General features: G+C 70.5%; 23 protein-coding genes. 8 read left to right on the plus strand and 15 right to left on the minus strand.

Features of this window, described 5'->3' with window-relative positions:
- The first annotated feature begins 7 nt into the window (after nt 1-7).
- Nucleotides 8-1,114, plus strand: coding sequence for a calcium:cation antiporter (locus G7071_RS01625; protein WP_166314062.1), 1,107 nt, complete (start codon nt 8-10; stop codon nt 1,112-1,114).
- Nucleotides 1,115-1,145: 31 nt separating this feature from the next.
- Complete coding sequence (locus G7071_RS01630; protein WP_246210304.1) at nt 1,146-1,499, plus strand: hypothetical protein; 354 nt, start codon at nt 1,146-1,148, stop codon at nt 1,497-1,499.
- 4 nt (nt 1,500-1,503) lie between these two features.
- Here the strand turns inward: G7071_RS01630 and G7071_RS01635 are convergent, their stop codons facing one another.
- The 8 genes from G7071_RS01635 to G7071_RS01670 all read right to left on the minus strand — a co-directional run bounded on the left by G7071_RS01635 (nt 1,504) and on the right by G7071_RS01670 (nt 9,775).
- Nucleotides 1,504-2,313 carry an ABC transporter substrate-binding protein gene (locus G7071_RS01635; RefSeq protein ID WP_166314063.1) on the minus strand — a complete coding sequence of 270 codons (810 nt, stop codon included), beginning with the start codon at nt 2,311-2,313 and terminating at the stop codon, nt 1,504-1,506.
- The gene (locus tag G7071_RS01640; protein WP_166314064.1) at nt 2,313-2,930 is read right to left on the minus strand and encodes a GTP-binding protein; all 618 of its coding nucleotides are present in this window, start codon (nt 2,928-2,930) and stop codon (nt 2,313-2,315) included. The genes G7071_RS01635 and G7071_RS01640 overlap by 1 nt, the downstream gene beginning before the upstream one ends.
- On the minus strand, nt 2,911-3,186 hold the full coding sequence (locus G7071_RS01645; RefSeq protein WP_246210305.1) for a DUF742 domain-containing protein: 276 nt from the start codon (nt 3,184-3,186) through the stop codon (nt 2,911-2,913). Before G7071_RS01645 ends, G7071_RS01640 begins: the two co-directional genes overlap by 20 nt.
- 116 nt (nt 3,187-3,302) lie before the next feature.
- Nucleotides 3,303-3,716 carry a roadblock/LC7 domain-containing protein gene (locus tag G7071_RS01650; protein ID WP_166314066.1) on the minus strand — a complete coding sequence of 138 codons (414 nt, stop codon included), beginning with the start codon at nt 3,714-3,716 and terminating at the stop codon, nt 3,303-3,305.
- A 16-nt stretch (nt 3,717-3,732) separates the two neighbouring features.
- Nucleotides 3,733-6,900 (minus strand): sensor histidine kinase, encoded by a 3,168-nt coding sequence (locus tag G7071_RS01655; protein ID WP_166314068.1) that lies wholly within the window; start codon nt 6,898-6,900, stop codon nt 3,733-3,735.
- 181 nt (nt 6,901-7,081) lie between these two features.
- Entirely contained in the window at nt 7,082-7,513 is a 432-nt protein-coding gene (locus G7071_RS01660; protein WP_246210306.1) for a hypothetical protein, read from the minus strand.
- Nucleotides 7,514-7,555: 42 nt separating this feature from the next.
- Entirely contained in the window at nt 7,556-9,412 is a 1,857-nt protein-coding gene (locus tag G7071_RS01665; RefSeq protein ID WP_166314070.1) for a hypothetical protein, read from the minus strand.
- A gap of 141 nt (nt 9,413-9,553) precedes the next feature.
- Nucleotides 9,554-9,775: a hypothetical protein gene (locus G7071_RS01670; protein ID WP_166314072.1), complete on the minus strand. Its 222-nt coding sequence runs from the start codon at nt 9,773-9,775 to the stop codon at nt 9,554-9,556.
- Between the two features lie 157 nt (nt 9,776-9,932).
- On the opposite strand from G7071_RS01670, the gene G7071_RS01675 reads away from it, so the two are divergent.
- Together G7071_RS01675 and G7071_RS01680 are read left to right on the plus strand one after the other, a co-directional pair.
- Nucleotides 9,933-11,108 carry an FAD-dependent oxidoreductase gene (locus G7071_RS01675; RefSeq protein ID WP_166314074.1) on the plus strand — a complete coding sequence of 392 codons (1,176 nt, stop codon included), beginning with the start codon at nt 9,933-9,935 and terminating at the stop codon, nt 11,106-11,108.
- Between the two features lie 34 nt (nt 11,109-11,142).
- Nucleotides 11,143-11,508, plus strand: coding sequence for an SRPBCC family protein (locus G7071_RS01680; RefSeq protein ID WP_166314076.1), 366 nt, complete (start codon nt 11,143-11,145; stop codon nt 11,506-11,508).
- 10 nt (nt 11,509-11,518) lie between these two features.
- On the opposite strand, the gene G7071_RS01685 is transcribed toward G7071_RS01680, so the two are convergent.
- A complete protein-coding gene (locus tag G7071_RS01685) occupies nt 11,519-12,076 on the minus strand; it encodes a helix-turn-helix domain-containing protein (RefSeq protein ID WP_166314078.1) in 558 nt (185 codons plus the stop codon).
- A 67-nt stretch (nt 12,077-12,143) separates the two neighbouring features.
- On the opposite strand from G7071_RS01685, the gene G7071_RS01690 reads away from it, so the two are divergent.
- Complete coding sequence (locus G7071_RS01690; protein WP_166314080.1) at nt 12,144-13,118, plus strand: NAD(P)/FAD-dependent oxidoreductase; 975 nt, start codon at nt 12,144-12,146, stop codon at nt 13,116-13,118.
- On the opposite strand, the gene G7071_RS01695 is transcribed toward G7071_RS01690, so the two are convergent.
- Nucleotides 13,105-13,284 carry a hypothetical protein gene (locus G7071_RS01695; RefSeq protein WP_166314082.1) on the minus strand — a complete coding sequence of 60 codons (180 nt, stop codon included), beginning with the start codon at nt 13,282-13,284 and terminating at the stop codon, nt 13,105-13,107. The two genes, G7071_RS01690 and G7071_RS01695, sit on opposite strands and share 14 nt — an antisense overlap.
- A gap of 89 nt (nt 13,285-13,373) precedes the next feature.
- On the opposite strand from G7071_RS01695, the gene G7071_RS01700 reads away from it, so the two are divergent.
- Nucleotides 13,374-14,219, plus strand: a complete 846-nt coding sequence (locus G7071_RS01700; RefSeq protein WP_166314084.1) for a DICT sensory domain-containing protein — start codon at nt 13,374-13,376, stop codon at nt 14,217-14,219.
- Nucleotides 14,220-14,259: 40 nt separating this feature from the next.
- On the plus strand, nt 14,260-15,540 hold the full coding sequence (locus G7071_RS19895) for a DUF2237 family protein (RefSeq protein WP_246210307.1): 1,281 nt from the start codon (nt 14,260-14,262) through the stop codon (nt 15,538-15,540).
- A gap of 27 nt (nt 15,541-15,567) precedes the next feature.
- Here G7071_RS19895 and G7071_RS01720 read toward each other — a convergent pair whose 3' ends face one another.
- The 4 genes from G7071_RS01720 to G7071_RS01735 all read right to left on the minus strand — a co-directional run bounded on the left by G7071_RS01720 (nt 15,568) and on the right by G7071_RS01735 (nt 18,061).
- Nucleotides 15,568-15,966: a hypothetical protein gene (locus G7071_RS01720; protein ID WP_166314093.1), complete on the minus strand. Its 399-nt coding sequence runs from the start codon at nt 15,964-15,966 to the stop codon at nt 15,568-15,570.
- A 158-nt stretch (nt 15,967-16,124) separates the two neighbouring features.
- Nucleotides 16,125-17,381, minus strand: coding sequence for an NAD(P)/FAD-dependent oxidoreductase (locus tag G7071_RS01725; RefSeq protein ID WP_166314096.1), 1,257 nt, complete (start codon nt 17,379-17,381; stop codon nt 16,125-16,127).
- 5 nt (nt 17,382-17,386) lie between these two features.
- On the minus strand, nt 17,387-17,653 hold the full coding sequence (locus G7071_RS01730) for a TraR/DksA family transcriptional regulator (RefSeq protein WP_206062876.1): 267 nt from the start codon (nt 17,651-17,653) through the stop codon (nt 17,387-17,389).
- A 234-nt stretch (nt 17,654-17,887) separates the two neighbouring features.
- Nucleotides 17,888-18,061, minus strand: a complete 174-nt coding sequence (locus G7071_RS01735) for a hypothetical protein (RefSeq protein ID WP_166314102.1) — start codon at nt 18,059-18,061, stop codon at nt 17,888-17,890.
- A gap of 92 nt (nt 18,062-18,153) precedes the next feature.
- Between G7071_RS01735 and G7071_RS01740 the strand changes: the two genes are divergently transcribed.
- Nucleotides 18,154-18,981, plus strand: a complete 828-nt coding sequence (locus G7071_RS01740) for a UbiA family prenyltransferase (RefSeq protein WP_246210308.1) — start codon at nt 18,154-18,156, stop codon at nt 18,979-18,981.
- Nucleotides 18,982-18,988: 7 nt separating this feature from the next.
- Here the strand turns inward: G7071_RS01740 and G7071_RS01745 are convergent, their stop codons facing one another.
- Nucleotides 18,989-19,999, minus strand: coding sequence for a S66 family peptidase (locus G7071_RS01745; protein ID WP_166314105.1), 1,011 nt, complete (start codon nt 19,997-19,999; stop codon nt 18,989-18,991).
- Nucleotides 20,000-20,025: the final 26 nt, after the last annotated feature.

Raw genomic sequence — 20,025 nt, forward strand, 5'->3', positions numbered from 1 at the left:
TTGGTGCATGCCGCGCCTGAGCTGGAACGTCGTCACCCCCGGCCTGGCGGCCCTGCTCCTGGGCGCCACCTGGGGCAGGGACCCGGGCTCGGCCGTGCTCGCGTTGGTGGCGGTGGTGCTGATCGGTGCCGTGCTCAGCGCGGTCCACCACGCCGAGGTGGTGGCCCACCGCGTCGGGGAGCCGCTCGGGTCCCTCGTGCTCGCAGTCGCCGTCACCGTGATCGAGGTGGCCTTGATCGTGACACTGATGATCACGGCGACCAAGGACACCTCCGCACTGGCCCGTGACACCGTCTTCGCCGCGGTGATGATCAGCCTCAACGGGATCGTCGGCCTCGTGCTGCTGGTCAGCGCGCTCAAGCACCACCTGGCCGTGTTCAACCCCGAAGGCACCGGATCCGCGCTGGCGACCGTGGTGACGCTGGCGACCGTGTGCCTGGTGCTGCCCTCGTTCACGACGTCGGCCAACGGAGCCGTCTACACCGGACCACAGCTGGCGTTCGCGGCTGTCGCCTCACTGGTCCTCTACGGCTTGTTCGTCTTCACCCAGACGATCCGACACCGCGACTTCTTCCTGCCTGTCGATCGCGCAGGTGCCAACCTCAAACCCGGCCAACCCGTCGACGCGGACGACGACGGCCACGCAGACCCCCCGGACAATCGCACGACCACGTGGAGCGCCGCTCTCCTCGTCGTCTCCCTGGTGGCCGTCGTCGGGCTCGCCAAGATCGTGTCCCCGGCCATCGAGGACGGGGTCTCCGCTGTCGGCTTCCCCCAGGCGGTCGTGGGCGTGGTGATCGCGCTGCTCGTGCTGCTGCCGGAGTCGATCGCGGCGGTGCGGGCTGCGGCGCGCGAACGCGTCCAGGTCGGGCTCAACCTGGGGTTCGGCTCGGCCATGGCCTCGATCGGCCTCACCATCCCGGTGATCGCCGTCGCGTCGATCTGGTTGAGCGGCCCGCTGACGCTCGGTCTGGACGACGTGCAGATCGTGCTGCTGGTGCTGACCGCGCTGGTCAGCATCCTCACCGTCGTGCCCGGCAGGGCCAAGCCACTGCAGGGTGGGGTCCACCTGGTGCTCTTCGCAGCCTTCGTCTTCTTGACCATCGCGCCATGAGCGCGCCCGTGACCGACCCCTGGAGCATCAGTTGAGCCAGCCCACCCCGCCGCGCCGCGCCCGCCACCTGATGGACCCCGACGCACCACGACCTCAGCGCGACCACGCCTCCGAGGCCAGGAACCTCACCCGGGTCCAGCGCTGGGTGCTGTCCGTCCTGGCGGTCACCACGATCTTTCACCTGGTGGTGGGCCTGATCGTCGCCGCGATCACCCTCGACGACCCGCGACCAGGCGCCCAGGTCGGGCTGTGCCTGATCGCGGGTGCGTTCGGGGTGATCGCGGTCGCCGCTGCTCTGGCGATCCACGGCCGCCGACCACTGTCGGCTTGGCTGCTCGTGGGCCTGATCCCGTCGGCGGTCGGGATCTATCTCGTCAGTCGCTGAGGGACTACGACGTGGACGTCGACTCCGGGAACCACTCCTTGAGGATCTCCTCGTAGCGACCGGACTCGTTGAGGTCGGCCAGGACGTTGTTGATGACGCGGAGCAGGTCGACGTCGCCGTCCTTCTTCACCGCCATGCCGTACTGCTCGCCCGTGTCGAACTCGGCGACCACCTGGAACCCCGGGTTGGCCTTGATGGCCTCCGCGACGATGTTGTTGTCGTAGATGCCCGCATCGACGGTGCTGCCGCTGACAGCCGAGTCGACGTCCTCCTTGGTGGAGAACTTGATGATCTGGGTGTTGGCCGGCGCATGGTCGGCGGCGTACACGGCACCGGTGGTGCCGTCCTGCACGGCCAGGCGGCCGCCCGCAAGGGCGGCGAGGTCAGTGGCCTGGCTGGTCTTGAGCGTCACCAGCACCTGCGTTGCGTTGAAGTAGGGGCTGGAGAAGTCGACGACCCGGGCGCGGTCACCATTGATCGACAGGGCAGCAGCTGCCACGTCGCAGCGGTCCTCGTTGAGGGCCTCCCCGGACTCGATCGACTCGAACTTCTCGTTCACGAACTTGGCCTCGAGGTCGAGCTCGGCTGCGACCTCGTTGACGAGGTCGACGTCGAAGCCGACGAGCTTGCCGTCCCGCTCGAACTCGAACGGCTCGTAGGGCAGCGACGTGCACACCGAGAGCACGCCGTCCTCGATCAAGGTCGGGTCGGGCTCACTGCTGCCCGCCGCCTGCTGGGTGCCGCAGGCGGCGAGGGCCAGCAGGGTCGCTCCGGCGACGGCTGCACGCGCCGTGGAGATGCCGCGCTTGGCCATCAGGAGGCTCCGGCGAGGTTGCGGGTGAGGTGCTCGAGGGCGTACTCGGTCACGCGGATCAGGGCGGCCTTGGCGGAGTCGCGGTCGCGGGCGTCGATCGAGATGATCGGCACCTCGGGCGGCAGCGCCAGAGCTTCCTTGACCTGGTCGAGGGTGTACTGCTCGATGCCCTCGAACTGGTTGACCGCCACGATGAAGGGCAGACCCTTGGCCTCGAAGTAGTCGAGCGGCGAGAACGAGTCGTCGAGCCTGGAGGTGTCGACGATGACGACGGCGCCGATGGCGCCGTGGCACAGGTCGTCCCACATGAACCAGAACCGCCGCTGTCCGGGAGTTCCGAACAGGTAGAGGATCAGGTCCTCACCCAGGGTGAGGCGTCCGAAGTCCATGGCCACCGTGGTGGTGTGCTTGCTGGGCACCGCGTCGAGGTTGTCGACGCCCTCGGACTCGTTGGTCACGAGTGCCTCGGTGCGCAGGGGCTGGATCTCGGAGACCGAACCGACCATGGTCGTCTTGCCGACACCAAAACCGCCGGCAATGACGATCTTGGTCGAGGCAGCCTTGCGCGACGGTGCCGAGTTCGGCTGCCGCTGTGGGCTAGTAGCTGCGGAGTCCACGGAGGGTCCTTTCGATGAGCTCTATCCGCTCGTCCTTGGACGAGTTCTCAGTGATGGTTGCTTGCACGCGGATGAACCCATGCTCAACGAGGTCGCTGAGCAAGACGCGTACGACGCCTATCGGCATTTTTACGAGGGCCGCGCACTCGGCGACAGAGCGTTTGTCGCACACTTCGAGCACCTGGAGTGCAGCAGCACTCACCTGTCCGACATCGCCGCCCTCGGTGCGCAGGGTCGCCTCCATCGGCAGGTCCACCGTTGAGTGGGTCCGCCCCGAGGTGATGGTGTACGGCCGCACGAAGCGAGGTCGGGCGACCTCGTCCTCCGAGCCGTTCGAGTCTGGTGTCACTTACGCTCCCGGAAAGACAGCTCCTAGGAGCTGACTCGCGCCTCTGCCTCGACCGTGCGACCGACACGCTCGACGAGGAGAGCCATCTCGTAGCCGACCTGACCGATGTCGGCGTCCTCCTCGGTGAGGACGGTGAGGTTGGAGCCGTCGCCCACGCTCATGAGCATGAGGTAGCCGTGCTCCATCTCCACCACGGTCTGGAGCACTGCCCCACCGTCGAAGAGGCGGGCGGCGCCGACGGCAAGGCTCGCCAGACCGGAGGAGACGGCCGCAACCTGCTCGGCGCGCTCACCGGGGATGCTCTGGCTCTCGGCCATGAGGAGGCCGTCGGCCGAGACCAGGATGGCGTGGGCTGCGTCGGTCACCTCCTCGACGAAGCGAGACACCAGCCAGTTGAGGTTGTTGTCGGTGGCCGAGAGGCCCTGGGACTGAGTCATGTTCAGATCTACTTTCTTACTGGTGGTCAGACACGGGGGTGGTGCGTCCACGGCGGACGCCCGCCTTGTGCGCTGAAAGTCGGGCACGGATGGCTTCGGGATCGCGACCGGCTGCACCGATCGGCTTGGTCACGCTTCCGGGCACGAGGCGAGCACCCGGCTGACGGACCGGCAGGCCGGCGTCGTTGGTTGGTTCATGCCGCGTCTCGAGGACATCAGCAGTCCGCTCCCACCCGGCCTCCACCTCGGTCGAGGCCCAGGTCCGGGCCTCTTCGTCGGTGGTGAGCCACGAGGAGCGGGGCAGACCGTCGTCCGCACCGGCGGACGTGACCGCCGGAGCCGGCTGCTCCGTGGTCGCAGTCGGCTCCGAGCTGATCGCAGCGTGGGCCGCGACCGGCTCGTCGACCGATGAGCCAACGGTAGCCGCAACCGGGGTCCCGTTGGGGGAACTTTCAATCATCGGGTCGGACAACGGGTCACCGGCGGTGCCGCGGTCGCGTCCACCACCGTCGAGGATCTCGGCGTGATCGACCTCGTCGTAGTCGGGGATGGGCAGGCGACCACGCTGCGGGCGGATCTTGGCCATCAGCGCCGAGATGTTGGAGGCAGCGTCCTCGACGTCGATCTGTCCGTACGTCGTCGCGTCGGGGTCGTCGGTGGTCGCGGCCGAGGCCTCGTCCTGCTCGACGGTTGCCTGGGCGGGCTCGGGCTCGGGCTCGGGCTCCGGCTCCGGCTCAGGCTCCGGCTCCGGCTCGGGCTCGGGCTCGACCGCGACTGGCTCGAAGGTCTCCGGAAGCTCCGCAGCCTGCTCCAGGTCCTGCGGCTCGGCAGGCTCCTCGGCGGGTTCGGCGGGTTCGTCAGCGGCCGTGGCGTCGGGGACGGGGGTCAGGTCGCGCTTGGACCGCAGGGAGATGCCGCTGGTGGGGCGCTTGCCCCACACGGAAGGCTTCTCCTCCTCCTCGCCATCGGCCGTCGGGATGGCGACCCCAGCGGCCGAGAGGCTCGGCAGGGTTGCCCCGCGCTGTCGGGTCGGCAGGCCACCCGGCGCCGAGATGCTCTGGACGCCGAGGCCCAACGGGTCGGACTTGTCGACTCCGGAGTCGTCGTCGCTGGCCGCCGGCTGCTCCGGCTCGGGCTCGGGCTCGGGCTCAGCTTCGGGCTCGAACTGCTCGGGCTCGAACTGCTCGGGCTCGGTCTGCTCGGGCTCGGGCTGGAACTGCTCGGCCTCGAACTGCTCGGGCTGCTCGACCTCGACCGTCTCCGGCGTGAGGTCGACGGGCGCGGCCTGGGCCGGCTCGTCGACCGGGGCGCTGAGGGGGACCTCGGGCTCGGCGTCGACCACCGGGGCGAGGTGTGCCCGCTCCGGGAGGATCGAGTTCGGCACCAGGACGTAGGCAGTCATGCCGTCGCCCCGGTTGGCCTTCAGGGTCACCTTGATGCCGTGGCGCTGCGCGAGGCGGCTGACCACGAACAGGCCCATGCGTCGGGCTGTGTCGGGCGTGACCTCGACACCGCTGCGGAGGTTCTCATTGATCTGCTCGAGCTCGGCGGGCGGGATGCCGAGACCGGAGTCGGCAACGGTGATCGTGACGCCGGCGTCGCCCTCCGATGCGCCGAGCGTGACCAGGGTGTGCGGTGAGGAATAGGCCAGTGAGTTGTCGACCAGCTCGGTGACGAGGTGGACCAGGTCGCCTGCGGCGGACTCGTCGACCTGCACGCCCAGCTGGGACTCGACGCGCACGCGCTGGTATTCGGTGACGCCCGCTGTCGCTGCCTGCAGCGTCTCGCCGACCGACACCTGCTCCCAGCCGGCCGCACGAGAGGGCGCGTCGGCGAGGATGAGGAGCGAGTCAGCGGTGCGCCGCATGCGCGAGGCGAGGTGGTCGAGCCGGAAGAGGTTCTCCAGACGCTTCGGGTCTTCCTCGTCGCGCTCCAGTGCCTCGATCAGGTTGAGCTGCTGGTTGATCAGCGTGGTGTTGCGGCGCGAGAGCGTCACGAACATCTCGCCGACCTGCGTACGCAGCTCGGCCTCTCCCGAGGCGAGCGTCACGGCCTGCTGGTGGAGGTCGTCCACTGCGCGGGCGAGCTGACCGACCTCTTCCTCGGTGGTGACGTCGATGCGGCGGATGGGCGCTGGCCTGGCACCACTGCGGATGCGGTCGACCGCGGCCGGGAGGTCGGAGTTGGCGACCCGGAGCGCGCCCTCGCGGACCCGACGGATCGGGCCGACCAGGGTGCGGGAGACCGTGACGGCGAGCAGGATGGCGGCGATCAGTGCGAGCAGCGTCAGCAGGGCGTTGAGGATCGCGCTGTTGCGAGCCTCGGACGCGGTGTCGGCGAGCTGGTCGTTGACACCCTGGATCAGCAGGCCCTGGAGCCGGTTGTAGGGGTCGAAGTCGTCGTTGCTCGCATCGATGGTCTCGCCGGTGCTGAGCGCGTCGCTTCGCTGACCGTTGTTGGAGCGCAGCTCGGCGACGGACTCGTTGCCCTTCTCGCCGACCTGTCCGGCCAGACGGTCGAGGGCGGCGCTCTCGGCGCCGATCTCGGAATAGAGGGCGAGGTCGCCGGAGCGCGAGCGGGCCTGGGCCTCGTTGGCCGTCAGGGCCTGCTGCATGGCCAGGGCGAAGCGACCACCGAGCGCCTGCGAGAGCTGCTCGAGGCGCGGCTCGGGAGTGATCTGCTCGTTGATGATCGTCGTGATCAGCTCGGTGACACCAGACTGCATCTGGCGCAGCTGGGCGATCCAGGTGCTGGCGCTGACCCGGTCGCTCGACCCCTCGCGGAGCGCACGACTCAGGTCGAGGATGACAGCGACCTGCTCGGACTGCCCGGGGGTCAGCTCGGCTTCGGAACGAGTGTCCTCGAGCTCCTCACCGGCCGCCTTGATCTCCACCAGGGCATCGTCGAGGTCGTTCTGGCTGGTGCCGGTGGACGACTGGGCCGCCACCATGCCTTCCTCGGCTGCGGTCAGGTACTTGATCGCCGGCTCGAGAATGGTGACCTGCTTGGAGCTGGCCGAAGCGTTGGCTGACTTCTCAAGGTCGTTGGTGACTCGCAGGCCACCGAACACAGCTGCCAGCAGCAGCGGGACCGCGAGCGCGAGCGCAACCTTTCGTCGCAGCGGCCATCCTTCGATGGCCAGACGGGAGTCGCGCCCCTTGGCGGACGGGCTCTGGTCGCTCATGTGAACCCCATGACTTTCTCCTCGCGCCGCCCGGGAGAGGCGGCTCGCCCAGTACTGGGCCAAACTCAAGATAGAGACTTGCGAGCCTCAAGGTGCGGGATTTGGAGAACTGGTCCCGGCGAGTTGGGGCTAGGACGGTCGGAGGAGCCCATTTGTGGGGCACTTCCCCGATCGGGGGACGTCAACCAAGCTTCCAGGTCCCGGGCGCGCCCTTGCCCATGACACCGTCGCGGATCAGGCTCTGCCGGGCCCGGCGGGCGGCATAGCGCCAGCGCAGCTCGCCCTCGGGCGTCAGCTGACGGTCGCCGTCGAGCAGGTCGTCGCCCAGTCGAGCCTCGAGGGCGTCGAAGAGGTCGGGCGCGTCGAGCTCACCCCCAGCGTGCTGGAGGACACCCACGATGTGCGGGGCGAGCTCCTCGGGCGAGGTCCACTTCCGGGGGGCTCGCCGCGTGGGAGCAGCCGGCGCAGCGGGCGTCCGGGCGACCCTGGGCTTGACCGTCCTGGGCGCCCTGGCGGCCTTGGGGGCGGCCGGCTGCGGTGGGGGCGGCGCAGGCATCCCGTGGACGCACGTCGACAGCGGCAGGTCACACAGGTCGCAGTAATCCTCAGGCATCAGCCGCAACGCTAGCCCACGACGCATCTGGCGGACATGGGGTCAGCGGATCCGGACCACGACCCACTTGCTGTATGCCGACGTCCCCGCCTCGCTCCGGGCCGCGACCCGGACCCGGTGGCGCCCACGCAACATGTGCTTGAACACCGACTTCTTGACGACGCCGACGACCCGGTCCCGGCCTCGCTTGAAGTCGATGACGTAGCCCTTGACGGCGCTGCCGTTGGACGTGGCCGGCAGCCACGTCAGGACCAGCCTGGTGCGCCGTACCTTGGCCCTCGGAGCCGCCATCCGGCTCGGCCGCGAGCCGACCTGCACCTCACCGACGAACGGCGCAGTGGTCGCGCTCGTCGTCGGGGACGGCGTCGGGGCCACCGTCGGGGTGGGGGTCGGGGAGGTCGGTTCGGTCGTGGTGGGCTCCGTGGTCGACGTGGGGTCGACGGTCGGGGGCTGCGTCGTCGGCGGGGTCAGGGACGCGGTCAGGCCGATGGCATAGCTGCCGACGGAGGCGTAGTCGCTGTAGCGGCCGGCCGTCTTCGGGTCACCGGTGCCGACACCGTCCACGACGGCGACATAGGACCCTGGGGGCAGCGTGCCGGACCAGGTGGCGGAGAGACCGGTGCGCCCGTCACTGCTGACCATCGGATCGACGGTGGCGACCGTTGCTCCGAGGGCGTCGAGGATGGTCAGCCCGACGTCGAGGTTCGGGAGCCAGGAGGTGTGGGTGACGCTGACGGTCGTCGCACCGCTGGCGGTGAAGGAGAAGCGGTCGACGTCGGTCCGCCGGGCGATCCGGCCCGCCACCGAGGTGCCCACCGCCAGGTTCGTGCCGCCGACGGCTCCGGGGTGGTCGTCGAGGATGTAGGGCGCCTTGGCGGCGATCAGGGCCAGGTCGTCCTGGGTGGCGTTGTTGGCGTCGGGATAGCTCCCGTCCGACCACTGCGAGACCCGACGGAGTGCGCCGCCGCCCATGAGCGGGATCCAGGCCTCTGCTCCTGCGTAGTAGCCGGAGCTGCTCGTGCCGTGGTGCCTGAGGTTGAAGTTGTGGCCGACCTCGTGGGACGCGGTGAGGGCGTCGTAGGTGTCGTGCCCGGAGCCGAAGACCCACGCCGGCTGCATGTATTCGCTGTCGTCGACGCGGTCGAAGGTGCCCAGCATGGCCACGCCGGCGCAGCCGCACGCGCCGGCGATGGGACCGCCCTGCGTCATCACCACCCGCGAGCCGTACTGGGTGTCGGCCAGGGTCGAACGCTTGATGCCGGCCGTCCCGGGGTCCTTGGTGGTCACGTTGACGTCGAACGGGGCGTAGTCCTCAGCGACGGCCGCCCACACGTTCTGGATGTGCCGCAGCTCCAGCTCACTGAAGTCCGTGCTCACGGTGGCGTCCAGCGAGAAGGGGGCGGCGACGATCGTGGCGCCATACTTCGGGTTCGTGTTCCAGTAGGAGTTCGTCACGGTCTGGCCGTTGAAGTCGAGATAGATCACGCGCCCGGCCGAGGGCCGCGACTCGAGGCCGAACGTCTGGTCCAGCGGCGCGAGCTGCTGGGGCGCGTCGGTCGCCTCGACCTCGGGCAGGGGCTCGACGAAGTGGATCTCGCCGCAACCGCCGACCCATGCGGTCGGGTCTGCGGCCAGCTCGACGAGGTCGACGGACCGGCCCGAGCTGCGCAGCGCCGCGTTCTCGAGCCGGGCGAGCAGGGGCGCGTCCTTGCCGACCTGCTTGACCAGGGCCGCGACCTTCGTGGGCCGCTCGAGCATCGGCGACGAGCACGCGGAGGTGCTTGGCCCAGCCGCTACGGCGTGGGTGGCGACTGCCGCTCCCGGGATCGCCAAAGCGCTCGCGATGAGTGCCGCGCTGACGGAGAAGCCTCCGAGACGCGGCCGTAGGGCAGCAGGCACGCGCCCGAACCTAGGGAGAGCAGCGTGCCGAGCGCCTCAAATTCGACAGATCTCATCCGAAGCGACTAGCCGAAGTCAAGAGCGAACCACCCGTTCGGGTCATGCGCCGCGCTCATCGGGTGTTGTAGCGCGACCGGTCGCTCAGAGCTGCTGGAGCTTGCGGTAGGGGCTGGGGATCCGAACCGTGCGGGATCCGAAGTCCACTGCCACCGCGTGGGTCTCGACACCGACCACGCGTCCGACGCCGTAGAGGTCGTGGCAGACCTTGTCGTCCACTGCATACACCTCGATCACCAGCTCGGGCTCGGGCTGGAACGGGCTGCTGGCGAGGTGCTTGCGCTTGTTGCCGGGTGAGGTAGCCATTTGACCCAGTATCCCCCCGATGGGTGAGAGGGCGAACTTACGGCGAACTTCGCACCACAAAGAGCACCTCTGTGGGTGTCTCGTGGACTTCACGGCCTGTTCCCGGGTGGCGACTACGGTCGACGGATCAGCTCGACCAGGACACCGAGGAGGAGCAGTGGAGCAGCACGAGATCCTGATCGTGGGCGGCGGCAACGCGGGGATCTCGCTCGCCGCCCGGCTCCTGCGAGACGGAGCCCACGACGTGGCCGTGGTCGAGTCGGAGCCCGTTCACCGCTACCGCCCGCTGCTGAACTACGTCGGCGTCGGCGAGGCGACGATGGGCTCGTTGGAGAAGCCGGCCGCCGACGTCGTCCCCGAGGGGTGTACGGCGATCGCGGACCGCGTCGTGGCCGTCGACGTCTCCGGTCCCCGCGTCCTCACCGCCGAGGGGCGTCGCATCCAGGCCACCACCCTGGTGCTCTGCCCGGGACTCGAGGAGGACTGGGACGACACCCCGGGACTCGTCGAGTCCCAGGCCGCAGGCTGGGGTGGCTCGACGTTCGTGGTGGAGTCAGCCCCGCGCGTGTGGCCCGCACTTCGCGACCTGCAGCAGGGACGGGTGGTGTTCACCGTGCCGCCCGAACCGGCTCCTTGTGCTGCCACCGCCCTCAAGCCGCTGTTCATGGCGTGCGACCACTGGCGTCGATCAGGCGTCCTCGAGCGCATCGAGGTCTGGTTGGCGCTCCCCACGGCGACACCGCTCGGCATACCTCGTGCCGATGAGCTGGTCGAAGAGGCGCTGAGGTCCTACGGGGTCAACGTCATCCGGGAGGCCCGGGTGGTCGGTCTCGGGGACCGGACTATCCGGCTCGCGACACCCGGAGGTGAGCGAGAGCTGGACGAGCTGTCCTTTGCCCATGTGGTCCCCCACTACCGGGCGCCGGGGTGGATCGCCGACAGCGACCTGGCAGGCGACACGCCCGGTGGCCTGGTGGACGTCGACCCGCTCACCCTGCGCCATCGCAGGTTCCCTGCGATCTGGTCGCTGGGCGACGTCGCTGACGTCGCCACCCGACCGTCCGGTGGCGCGTTGCGCAAGCAGGTCGACGTCCTCGCCCACAACCTGCGCGCCGCCGACGACGCCTCCATGCAGCACTACGACGGCTACACGGTCATGCCGATCACCCTCAGCCGCCGTCGTCTCATGCTCGTCGAGGTCGACCGCGAGGGGCGTTCGCAGCCCTCGGTCCCGTTCCCCGACCTGGTCAGGCCCAGGTGGTCGACGTGGCGGGTGGACCGCTACGTGCTGCCGTGGGTCTACTTCCGACGCATCCTGCGCGGCAAGGTCTGACCCGCTGCCGAGCCGGAGTGGCACAGTGGCAGGCATGCGAATCTCAGCCGCCGGTCCGGCGACCACGCAGCAGGTCTGGGAGCGTTTCACCAGGACCGACCTCTGGCCGACCTGGGCGCCCCAGCTGCGCCGGGTGACTTGTCCGGACAGCGTGATCACCGCGGGCAGCAGGGGGACGGCCCACGGTCCGGCGCTGCTGCGGATCCCCTTCGAGGTCCTGGTCGTGGACCGCGACGAGCTGCGCTGGGTGTGGCGCGTCGGTCGGCCGCTGGGCGTCACGATGGAGCACGGCGTCGACAAGGTCCCGGAGGGAGCGCGGGCCTGGGTCGACCTGCCGATCGCCCTCGCCCCCTATGCGCCGCTGGCCCACCTGGCCCTGCGGCGCCTGGTCCGCCGCTGAGCCGGGCGCCTCAGGAGCGAACGTGCATGCGCTCGCCCTGGGGACCGAAGATCGCCAGCACCTCGGCGGGGTTCTGCCCGCCGTTGCCGATCCAGTGGGGTGTGCGGGTGTCGAACTCCACGACCTCCCCCGGCTCCAGGACCAGGTCGCGCGTGCCCAGGACGAGCCGGACCTTGCCGCTGAGCACATAGAGCCACTCATAGCCCTCGTGCGTCTTCATGGTCGGGGTCGTCGCCACCTCGACGGGCAGCACCATCTTGAACGACTGGAGCCCGCCGGGGCGCCGGGTGAGGGAGATGAAGGTGCGGCCGTGGCGCACGACCGGCTTCGACCGCACCCTGGGGTCACCGGTCTCCGGAGCGTCGACGAGCTCGTCGAGCGCGACCCGGTGGGCGCGGGCCAGCGGCAGCAGGAGCTCGAGGGTCGGCTTGCGCTGTCCCGACTCCAGCCGCGAGAGCGTGCTGACCGAGATGCCGGTCTCCTCGGCCAGGTCGCTCAGGGTCGCCTCACGCTCCAGCCGCAGCTGGCGCAGGCGCGGCCCGACGCCGCGCAGCACGTCCTCGTCCATGGCGAAGACTTTGCCATACCAGCAAGGATGTTTGTCAATAACGCACGCTCCTGCGCAGTCTGTGGGCATGACACAGGACAAGACATTCGACGTGGTGGTGATCGGTGGCGGCGTCGCCGGCCTGAGCGGGGCGATGGCCCTGGGACGCTCCCGGCGGAGCGTGTTGGTGGTCGACGCCGGCGAGCCGCGCAACGCCCCGGCCGAGCACGCCCACAACTATCTCGGCCGCGAGGGGAACTCCCCGCTCGAGCTGCTCGAGATCGGGCAGGCCGAGGTGATGGCGTATGGCGTGGAGCTGCTCTCCGACCGCGTCGTGACCGTGGAGCGCGCCGGCTCGGGCTTCACGGTCGCGACCGAGGGCGGCAGGAAGGTCGACGCCCGCAGGGTGCTGGTCACCGGCGGGGTCGTCGACGAGCTGCCTGACATCCCGGGGCTCGCGGAGCGCTGGGGCATCGACGTGTTGCACTGCCCCTACTGCCATGGCTGGGAGGTGCGTGACCGGGCGATCGCCGTCCTCGCGACCACTCCGATGGCGGCCCACCACGGGCTGCTGTTCCGCCAGCTCTCCGACGACGTCGTGATGGTCGTGACCGACGGCACCGAGCTGCCCGAGGCCGACCTGGAGAAGCTGACGGCCATCGGCGTCCGCATCGTGCACGGCACACCGCGCGAGGTGGTGACCGACGGCGAGCATCTCGTCGGGCTGCGGCTGGCGGACGGTTCCCTCCTGGAGCGAGAGGCGATCGTGGTGGCGACCAAGCCACAGGTGCGGGCCGAGATCCTCGCTCCGCTGGGCGTCGAGCCCTCGCAGTTCGAGATGGGCGGACATGCGTATGGCTCGGTGATCCAGGTGGAGATGACAGGGGCGACGTCGGCGAGTGGGGTGTATGCCGCCGGCAACTGCACCGACATCAGCATGACGCTCATGGCCTCCGCGGCTCACGGCATGCGGGTGGGCGCCTTCATCAACGCCGAGCTGGCCGGCGAGGACGCCGCGCGTGCGGTCACCGCGCGTCGGGCTCGGCTGATCAGCGCGGGGTGATCGCGGGCGGAGTCGTCGCCGACCCCTGGGTCAGTGCAGCCGGGTCGGCGACCACCAAGGTCTGCTCGATCTCGTTGGCCCGCAACGCGTCGAACCCCCAGATGAGGATGCTGCCGGCGACGCCGACGAAGAGTGCGACCGAACTGATGACAATCATGGTGATCATGGTGAGCTCCTTGACTAGGTAAAACCTCTACAGACATGTATAACTCTATGTAGGAGTTTTTACCAGAGGTTCGACGAGAAAGGTCAACCGTGACCGACGACTTCAGCATCGGTGTCCTGGCCCAACGGACGGGCGTCACGCCCAACGTGCTGCGCACCTGGGAGCACCGATTCGGGTTCCCGGCAGGGCGGCGCACCACGTCCGGACACCGGCGCTTCACCGAGGCCGACGTGCTGCTGGTCGGCGAGGTGCAGGAGGCGCGCGACCGGGGAGTCCCGCTCCACCTCGCCGTCGACGCGGTCCTGCAGCGCTCCCGCCAGGAGCACGGCGAGGCGGTGCACGCCACGCTGATCCGCGAGTTCCCCGACCTGCGGCCACAACGGCTCGGCAAGGCGACGCTCATCGCCGCCTCCCACGCGATCGAGGAGGAGGTCCTGGCTCGCGCCGACCGGTCGGTGGTCCTCGGCACCTTCCAGGAGGGCCACAAGTTCGCCCGGTCCCGTCATCGCTGGGAGGAGCTCGCGCGTACGGCGACGTGGTCGGCCGTGCTCGCCGAGTTCGACGACGACCTGCCGGCCGACCCGCAGGCCCGACCCGCACGCTGCCAGCTCTCGGACGTCTCGCCGATGCGCCGGGAGTGGACCGTGGTCGCCCTGTCCCCCACCTTCGCCGCGGTGCTCGCCGCCTGGGAGGTCCCCGCGCAGGCTGGACGCCCGGCGACCTATGAAGCGGTGATCACGATGCGCCGCGCCGCCGCCCTGGCAGCCGCCCGTGTGATCGTCGGGGCCGCACGCTCCGCCGGGGCCACCCCTCCCCCTGAGGTCGCCGAGCTGCTGGCGGCCGCGCCCAGCCTGGAGACGACGATCCACGACGCCGACCGCGTGATGCTGCGGATGCTCGAGCACGCGGACGCGCGTCTGGGCCGCCGCGGCTGAACCCCGGTCAGAGAGCCGGCCGGGCGCAATAATCGTCACCGTGACCGGGGAGGAGCTGTCGCCGAGGGAGCGACGTCGCCGCGCCCGCGAGCTGGAGGCGGCGATGCGCACGCTCGACCGTCTCGACCGGGAGCGCGGCCTGGGGGCGATGCCCGCGACGGGCGTCGGTCGCCGGCCGCGCGCGGTCCGCCCTCGCTTCGTCGGCGCCCTGCTGACCGTCGCGCTCGTCGCGGTCGTGGTCCTGGTCGATCCGGGCGACTCGATCCAGTCCGTGCGCCGAGCCGTCGGGCTCAGCCCAGCCCGGTCGTTGCCGGCGCCGGAGGTCGTCGCCGCCGGCGGCGACTACGTCTTCGCCATGACGCAGCCCGGGTCGCAGGATCCGGTCGGCTGGGACCCCTGCTCGACGATCGAGTACGCGGTCAACCCGACCGGCGAGCCTGTCGGTGGCAGAGACCTGGTCGAGAGCGCGATCCAGCGCACCTCGGCCGTCACCGGCCTGACCTTCGAGGACGTCGGTGACAGCGACCGACGCCCGTTCACGGGCAGCTTCGTGCCCCTCGGCGGCGAAGACCCCGTCGTCATCGGCTGGGCCGACGAGCTGGAGTTCCCCGGGCTGGCCGGCAGCGTCGCCGGGCTGGGTGGCGCCTCCGCGGAGAGCGGCGTCACCGGCCGGCGCTACTACGTGACCGGCGGGGTGGTCCTCGACACCGCCCACTTCAACGACTCCACGATCCGCCCAGTCGCCGCGCGTGATGGAGGCAGTGGTGCTCCACGAGATCGCCCACGTGGTGGGGCTCGGACACGTCAACGAGCCGATGGAGCTGATGCACGCCAGCAACGGCGGGCAGGTGGATCACGGCCCCGGCGACCTCGAGGGGCTCGCGCGGCTCGGGTCCCTCCCCTGTCGCTGACGTTCCGACATGCTGTGTCCATGAGCGAGCGCAACGTCCTCGGCGGCGAGCTGGAGCCCTGCGGCACCGACCCGATGACGGGCTATCACCGCGACGGCACCTGCACGGTCGGCCCGCACGACGCCGGACTGCACGCGGTCTGCGCCGTGATGACCGAGGAGTTCCTGGCCCACCAGCGCTCCGTCGGCAACGACCTGTCGACGCCCCGACCGGAGTGGAGCTTCCCCGGTCTCGTGCCGGGCGATCGTTGGTGTGTCGTCGCCATACGCTGGCTGCAGGCGTATGACGCCGGGCTCGCCGCTCCCGTCGTCCTGGCCGCAACCTCTGAGCGCGCGCTGGACGTCGTCCCGCTCGACGTGCTGAAGGCCTACTCGGTGGACGTGCCGGCCGACCCGGGTGCGCTGGACTGAGTCATCGCCCGCCCGGTCGTCAGCTGGTCACCGAGCTGATGGACTGACCTCCACCTCGAGGGGCGCCGCGAGTGAGGCTTCACGGGTGAGGGCCGCAGCCGTGGCGCCCAGGATCAGTGCGGCTCCGCTGAGGCCGATGTGGAACCACACGAGGGCCTCGAGGCCGGGGCGGTAGTCGAGCAGGTAGTCCTGGGCGAGGATCCAGAACCCGAAGGGACACACGAGGCACGCCGCCATCACCACCGCGAGCGGCCCGACCCACTTGGCCCAGACTGCCGTGGGCAGCAGTCCGAGGAGGAGGACCGTGAGCGCCGTGGCCGGCAGATAGATGGCGAAGCCGGCGGCAAAGGACCCCCTGCCTCGAGGTCCAGCTCGGGGTCGGGCGAGACCGGGATGACGTACAGGCCCACCAGGACGACCGCCCAACCGATCAGCACCATCACGCTGGCGACGGTGCGCATGACGAAGGCAGTCCTCATGACCCGCGAGCGTAGGGGCGGAATCGCCGATCCCAGTCCTTCACCACAGAACATTCACAAAACTGCGCTGCTGGTCGCCGCGCCGTGAACCCGGACCGCCTGGTCTCAGCGCAGCGGGTCGAACGGCACGAGCTCGGTCGGAGTGATGCCACGGGCGATCTGCCCGGCGAGGAGCTGGCCGGTCAAGGGGCCGAGAGCGATCCCCCACATGCCGTGGCCCCCGGCGACGAACACCCGGGGGGAGCTCGTCGCGCCGATCAGCGGCAGACCGTCGCTCGTGCACGGCCGGGCGCCGACCCACTCGTCGTCTCGCCCGTCGAGGTCGACGCCTGACAGGAGCGGCCGGACCGCGTCGACGATCGCGTCGATGCGCCGGGGGTCGAGCGCAGCCTCGGGTGCCCTGAACTCCATCATCCCGGCGACTCGCAGCCGCGGACCCCGGGGCGTGGCGAGGGGGGTGCAGGCCACGCGCTGGGTCGGGAAGTACACCGGCCCTCGCGGCAGCCGGTCCCCACTGACGCTGAAGGAGTAGCCCCGACCTGCCTGCACCAGTCGTCGGACGCCGAACTTGCTCGCCAGCCTGCTGAGCCAGGCGCCGTTGGCGATCACGACCGAGGCGAACCGGTTGTCGCCGTCCAGGGCCCCGGCGCCGAGCACTGCCACCCCGCCGCTGTCCACCTCGATGGCGGTGACTTCTGCCCCCTCGAGGATCCGGCCACCACGATCACGGACCGCCGCGGCCAGCGCGTCGAGGAAGACGGGCGGGTCGAGGTAGCGCTGCCCGTGGAGCCGCACAGCCGACGTGATCGCCGAGGACAGGCCGGGATCCGCGGCGCTGGCCTCTTCGCCGTCGAGGACGTCGAACTTCACGTCCTGCCCCGCTGCCTGGATGTGCGCCAGCTCCTCGAGCAGAGGATCTCGCTCCGCCGCTGTCCGGAAGCACGCCAGGAACGGGTCGGCGGCTTCGGTGCGGACCTCGACCCCACCCGCGACCAGCTCGTCGAAGGCAGCCAACGCGCGCCGGTTCATCGGGGCGTAGGCGCGCATCCCCAGCCCCCAGCTCCGAGCGGTGCTGTGGCGGGCGAAGCCGATCAGGAAACGCAGCAGTCGGGGGTCCGGGCGCAAGGGCACATAGACCGGTGAGGCCGGGCTGAGCACGGCCCTGAGGCCATAGGCCAGCACGGCTGGTTCGGGGAGCGGCGCCGTCAGCGCGGGGGTCAGCCAGCCGGCGTTGCCCCACGAGGAGCCGGCCGCGACGTGCGTGCGGTCATGGACGGTCACGTCGAAGCCGTGCTCCTGGAGGAACCAGGCGGTGGACAGCCCGACTATCCCGGCCCCGACGACCGCAACTCGCTGTGACATGGCCGTCACCCCTCCGCGCACGCCGTGCAAGTGACCAGCCACGGTCGCAGCTCCAGGCGGGCTGGCTCGATCCAGGTGCCACACTTGGCGCACTCGCCATACGTCCCGGCACGAAGCCGCTGGCGAGCGGCGCGGACCTGCTCGAGGATCCGGACCACGGCCCCGCGGTGAGCCGCCGCGACGACGTCGACCGGTGACTGCGGGAGGGTCGCGAGCTGGGCCTGACGGGCTGCCTCGAGGCGGGCCAGGTGGGCGTCCACGTCCGACGGCACAGCGGCCTGGTCCGGTCGTGGTTGGGGCAGGGCCCTGAGCCTGGCGGTGGGCCCGGCGGCCCTCGGGAGATGGAGGAGCGGTCCGGCGACGGGGGTCACAGAACGCGGTCCGGCGATGGGGGAAACAGGGTTGGCAGTCATGTTCAGTCCTTGAGGAACGTCACGCAGCGGCCGTTGTCGGGGTGCGTGAAGGGGCAGGTACGCCGACGGGCGGCGCACCCAGGGATGCTCGACTCAGGACTGGCTGGGCGGGGCGCGGTCGACGCTGCGACGCAGCACGTCGAGACCACGGATGCCGTGGGCTTCCTCGCTCAGTGCCAGGGCGAGCAGCGCTGCACCCGACGGCACGTGGGAAGGCAGGTGGGAGCGCTCGGGCGTCATCGCCGGCAGCACCATCGTCCCTTCCATGACACCGACCATAGGCAACGTCTGCGGGGAAGGCCAGTCGGCTTGGGTAGCGTCACCCCATCGATCGTCGACCCGAAGGAGAGGTCGGCACGTTGACCGCTGACCAGGCTCGTGACCGTGAGACACCCGCAGCGGGGTTGCGCGGACTCGCCGGCGCCACCCACCCCGGTCCCGCCCTCGCGGTGACGGTGCTGGCCGGCCTGCTGGCGGTCACGGCCGACGTGGGCCCGGTCCGCTGGGTGCTGGTCGTCGGCGCCGTCTTCTCCGGGCAGCTGTCGATCGGCTGGAGCAACGACCTGATCGACCTGGCTCGCGACCGGCAGACCGGGCGCGCCGACAAGCCGCTCGCAGCCGGCACGGCCTCGGCCAAGCAGGCCAGGGTCGCGTGTGCGCTGGCGGTGGTGGCCTGCGTCGGCCTGTCACTGGCGTGCGGCCTCGTCGCCGGGCTGGTGCACCTGGCCTGCGTGGCTGCGGGCTGGGCCTACAACCTGGGTTTGAAGGCGACGCCCTGGTCGTGGTTGCCCTATGCCGTGGCGTTCGGTGGGCTGACGGTGTTCGTGGGCCTCGCCGGCTCAGGTCAGCCCCCGTGGTGGTGGCCCACGGCCGCGGCGTTGCTGGGCGTGGGCGCCCACCTGCTCAACGTGCTGCCCGACCTCGCCGACGACGCCGCGACGGGGGTCAGGGGCCTGCCGCACCGTCTGGGTCGCCGCTGGATCGCCCCGGTCGCGGCGCTCGTGCTGGTCACCGCGTCTGCGGTCATCCTCGTCGGCGCCTCGCCGGCCGTCCCGGTCGTCGGAACCGTGTCGGGAGTCGTGCTGACCCTCGCCGTCGTCGTCCTCGTGGCCCCGGGCCGGTGGCCGTTCGTGGCGGCGATCGTCATCGCACTGGTCGACGCGGTGCTGCTCGTGCTGGTCTCGTGATCCCTGATCAGCGCAGGTGCTGCACGATCTCACGGGTGTCCCCGTCGAACGTCACGGTCGCCAGGGCGCCGTTGACGAGCGGCAGGTGCGGTGGCACGTGCCCGATCTCGAGGTCGAAGACGATCGGGAGGTCGAGCCTGCCCAGCGCATCGAGGACCGCGTCACGCTGGGTCAGCCTCGCGTTGTCCCGGGCCTTGGTCCGGCCGATCAGGATCGCCCGCGCGTGGTCGAACCAGCCGGCGAGCCGCATGCCGTGCAGGTTGCGGCAGATGGTGGCCGCCTCGTCCTCCGCCGCCTCGAGATAGACGATCAGCCCGTCGTCGGCGTGCTCACGCCCGAAGGCTGCGACATCGCCGTACGGGGTGCCGGCGAGGTTGACCAGGGTGTCGATGCACCCACCGATCAGCCGACCGCTGACGTCCAGCGAGTCACTGCCGTGCAGGCTCCACTGCCCGGTGCTGCCGCGCTTCCACTCGGTGGCGTGTGCGTCTTCCTCGAACCGCACCCACTCCGAGATCAGTCCCGAGTCGCGCTGGCGGTGCGGGCCCGGTCCGGAGGCGAGGTCCAGCCACTTCAGGAGTCCGGCGGGCGCCTCGTAGGGCGTGTCGGCGAGGTTGTCGCCGTGGAGGGTCGCCCAGCCCAGGCGGGTCGTGATCGGGAGCAGGACGGTGGAGAGGTCGGAGTAGCCGACCAGCCAGGTCGGCTCGGCGGCCGCGAGGGCGTCCCAGTCGAGCAGGTCGACGAGGTCGATGGCGGTCTCGCCGCCCCACGGTGGGATCACGCACCGGATGGCGGGGTCGCACAGCATGTCGGTCAGCTCGGCGGCGCGCTCGGCCGCGGGACCCGAGGTGATGCCCGACCCGTCCATCATCTCGCCGACCACGACGTCGAAGCCGGCGTCGCGCAGCGTGGAGACGCAGAAGTCGATGCGCGCCTCGGCGGCACCCTCGACGCCCTGCGAGGGGGCGGTCACGCCGATGCGGTCACCGGGCTGGAGCGGGGCTGGGAACCTGACCATGGACGCATCGTCCCACCCCGCGACCG

It is taken from the genome of Nocardioides piscis, assembly GCF_011300215.1.
Classification (GTDB): Bacteria; Actinomycetota; Actinomycetes; order Propionibacteriales; family Nocardioidaceae; genus Nocardioides; species Nocardioides piscis.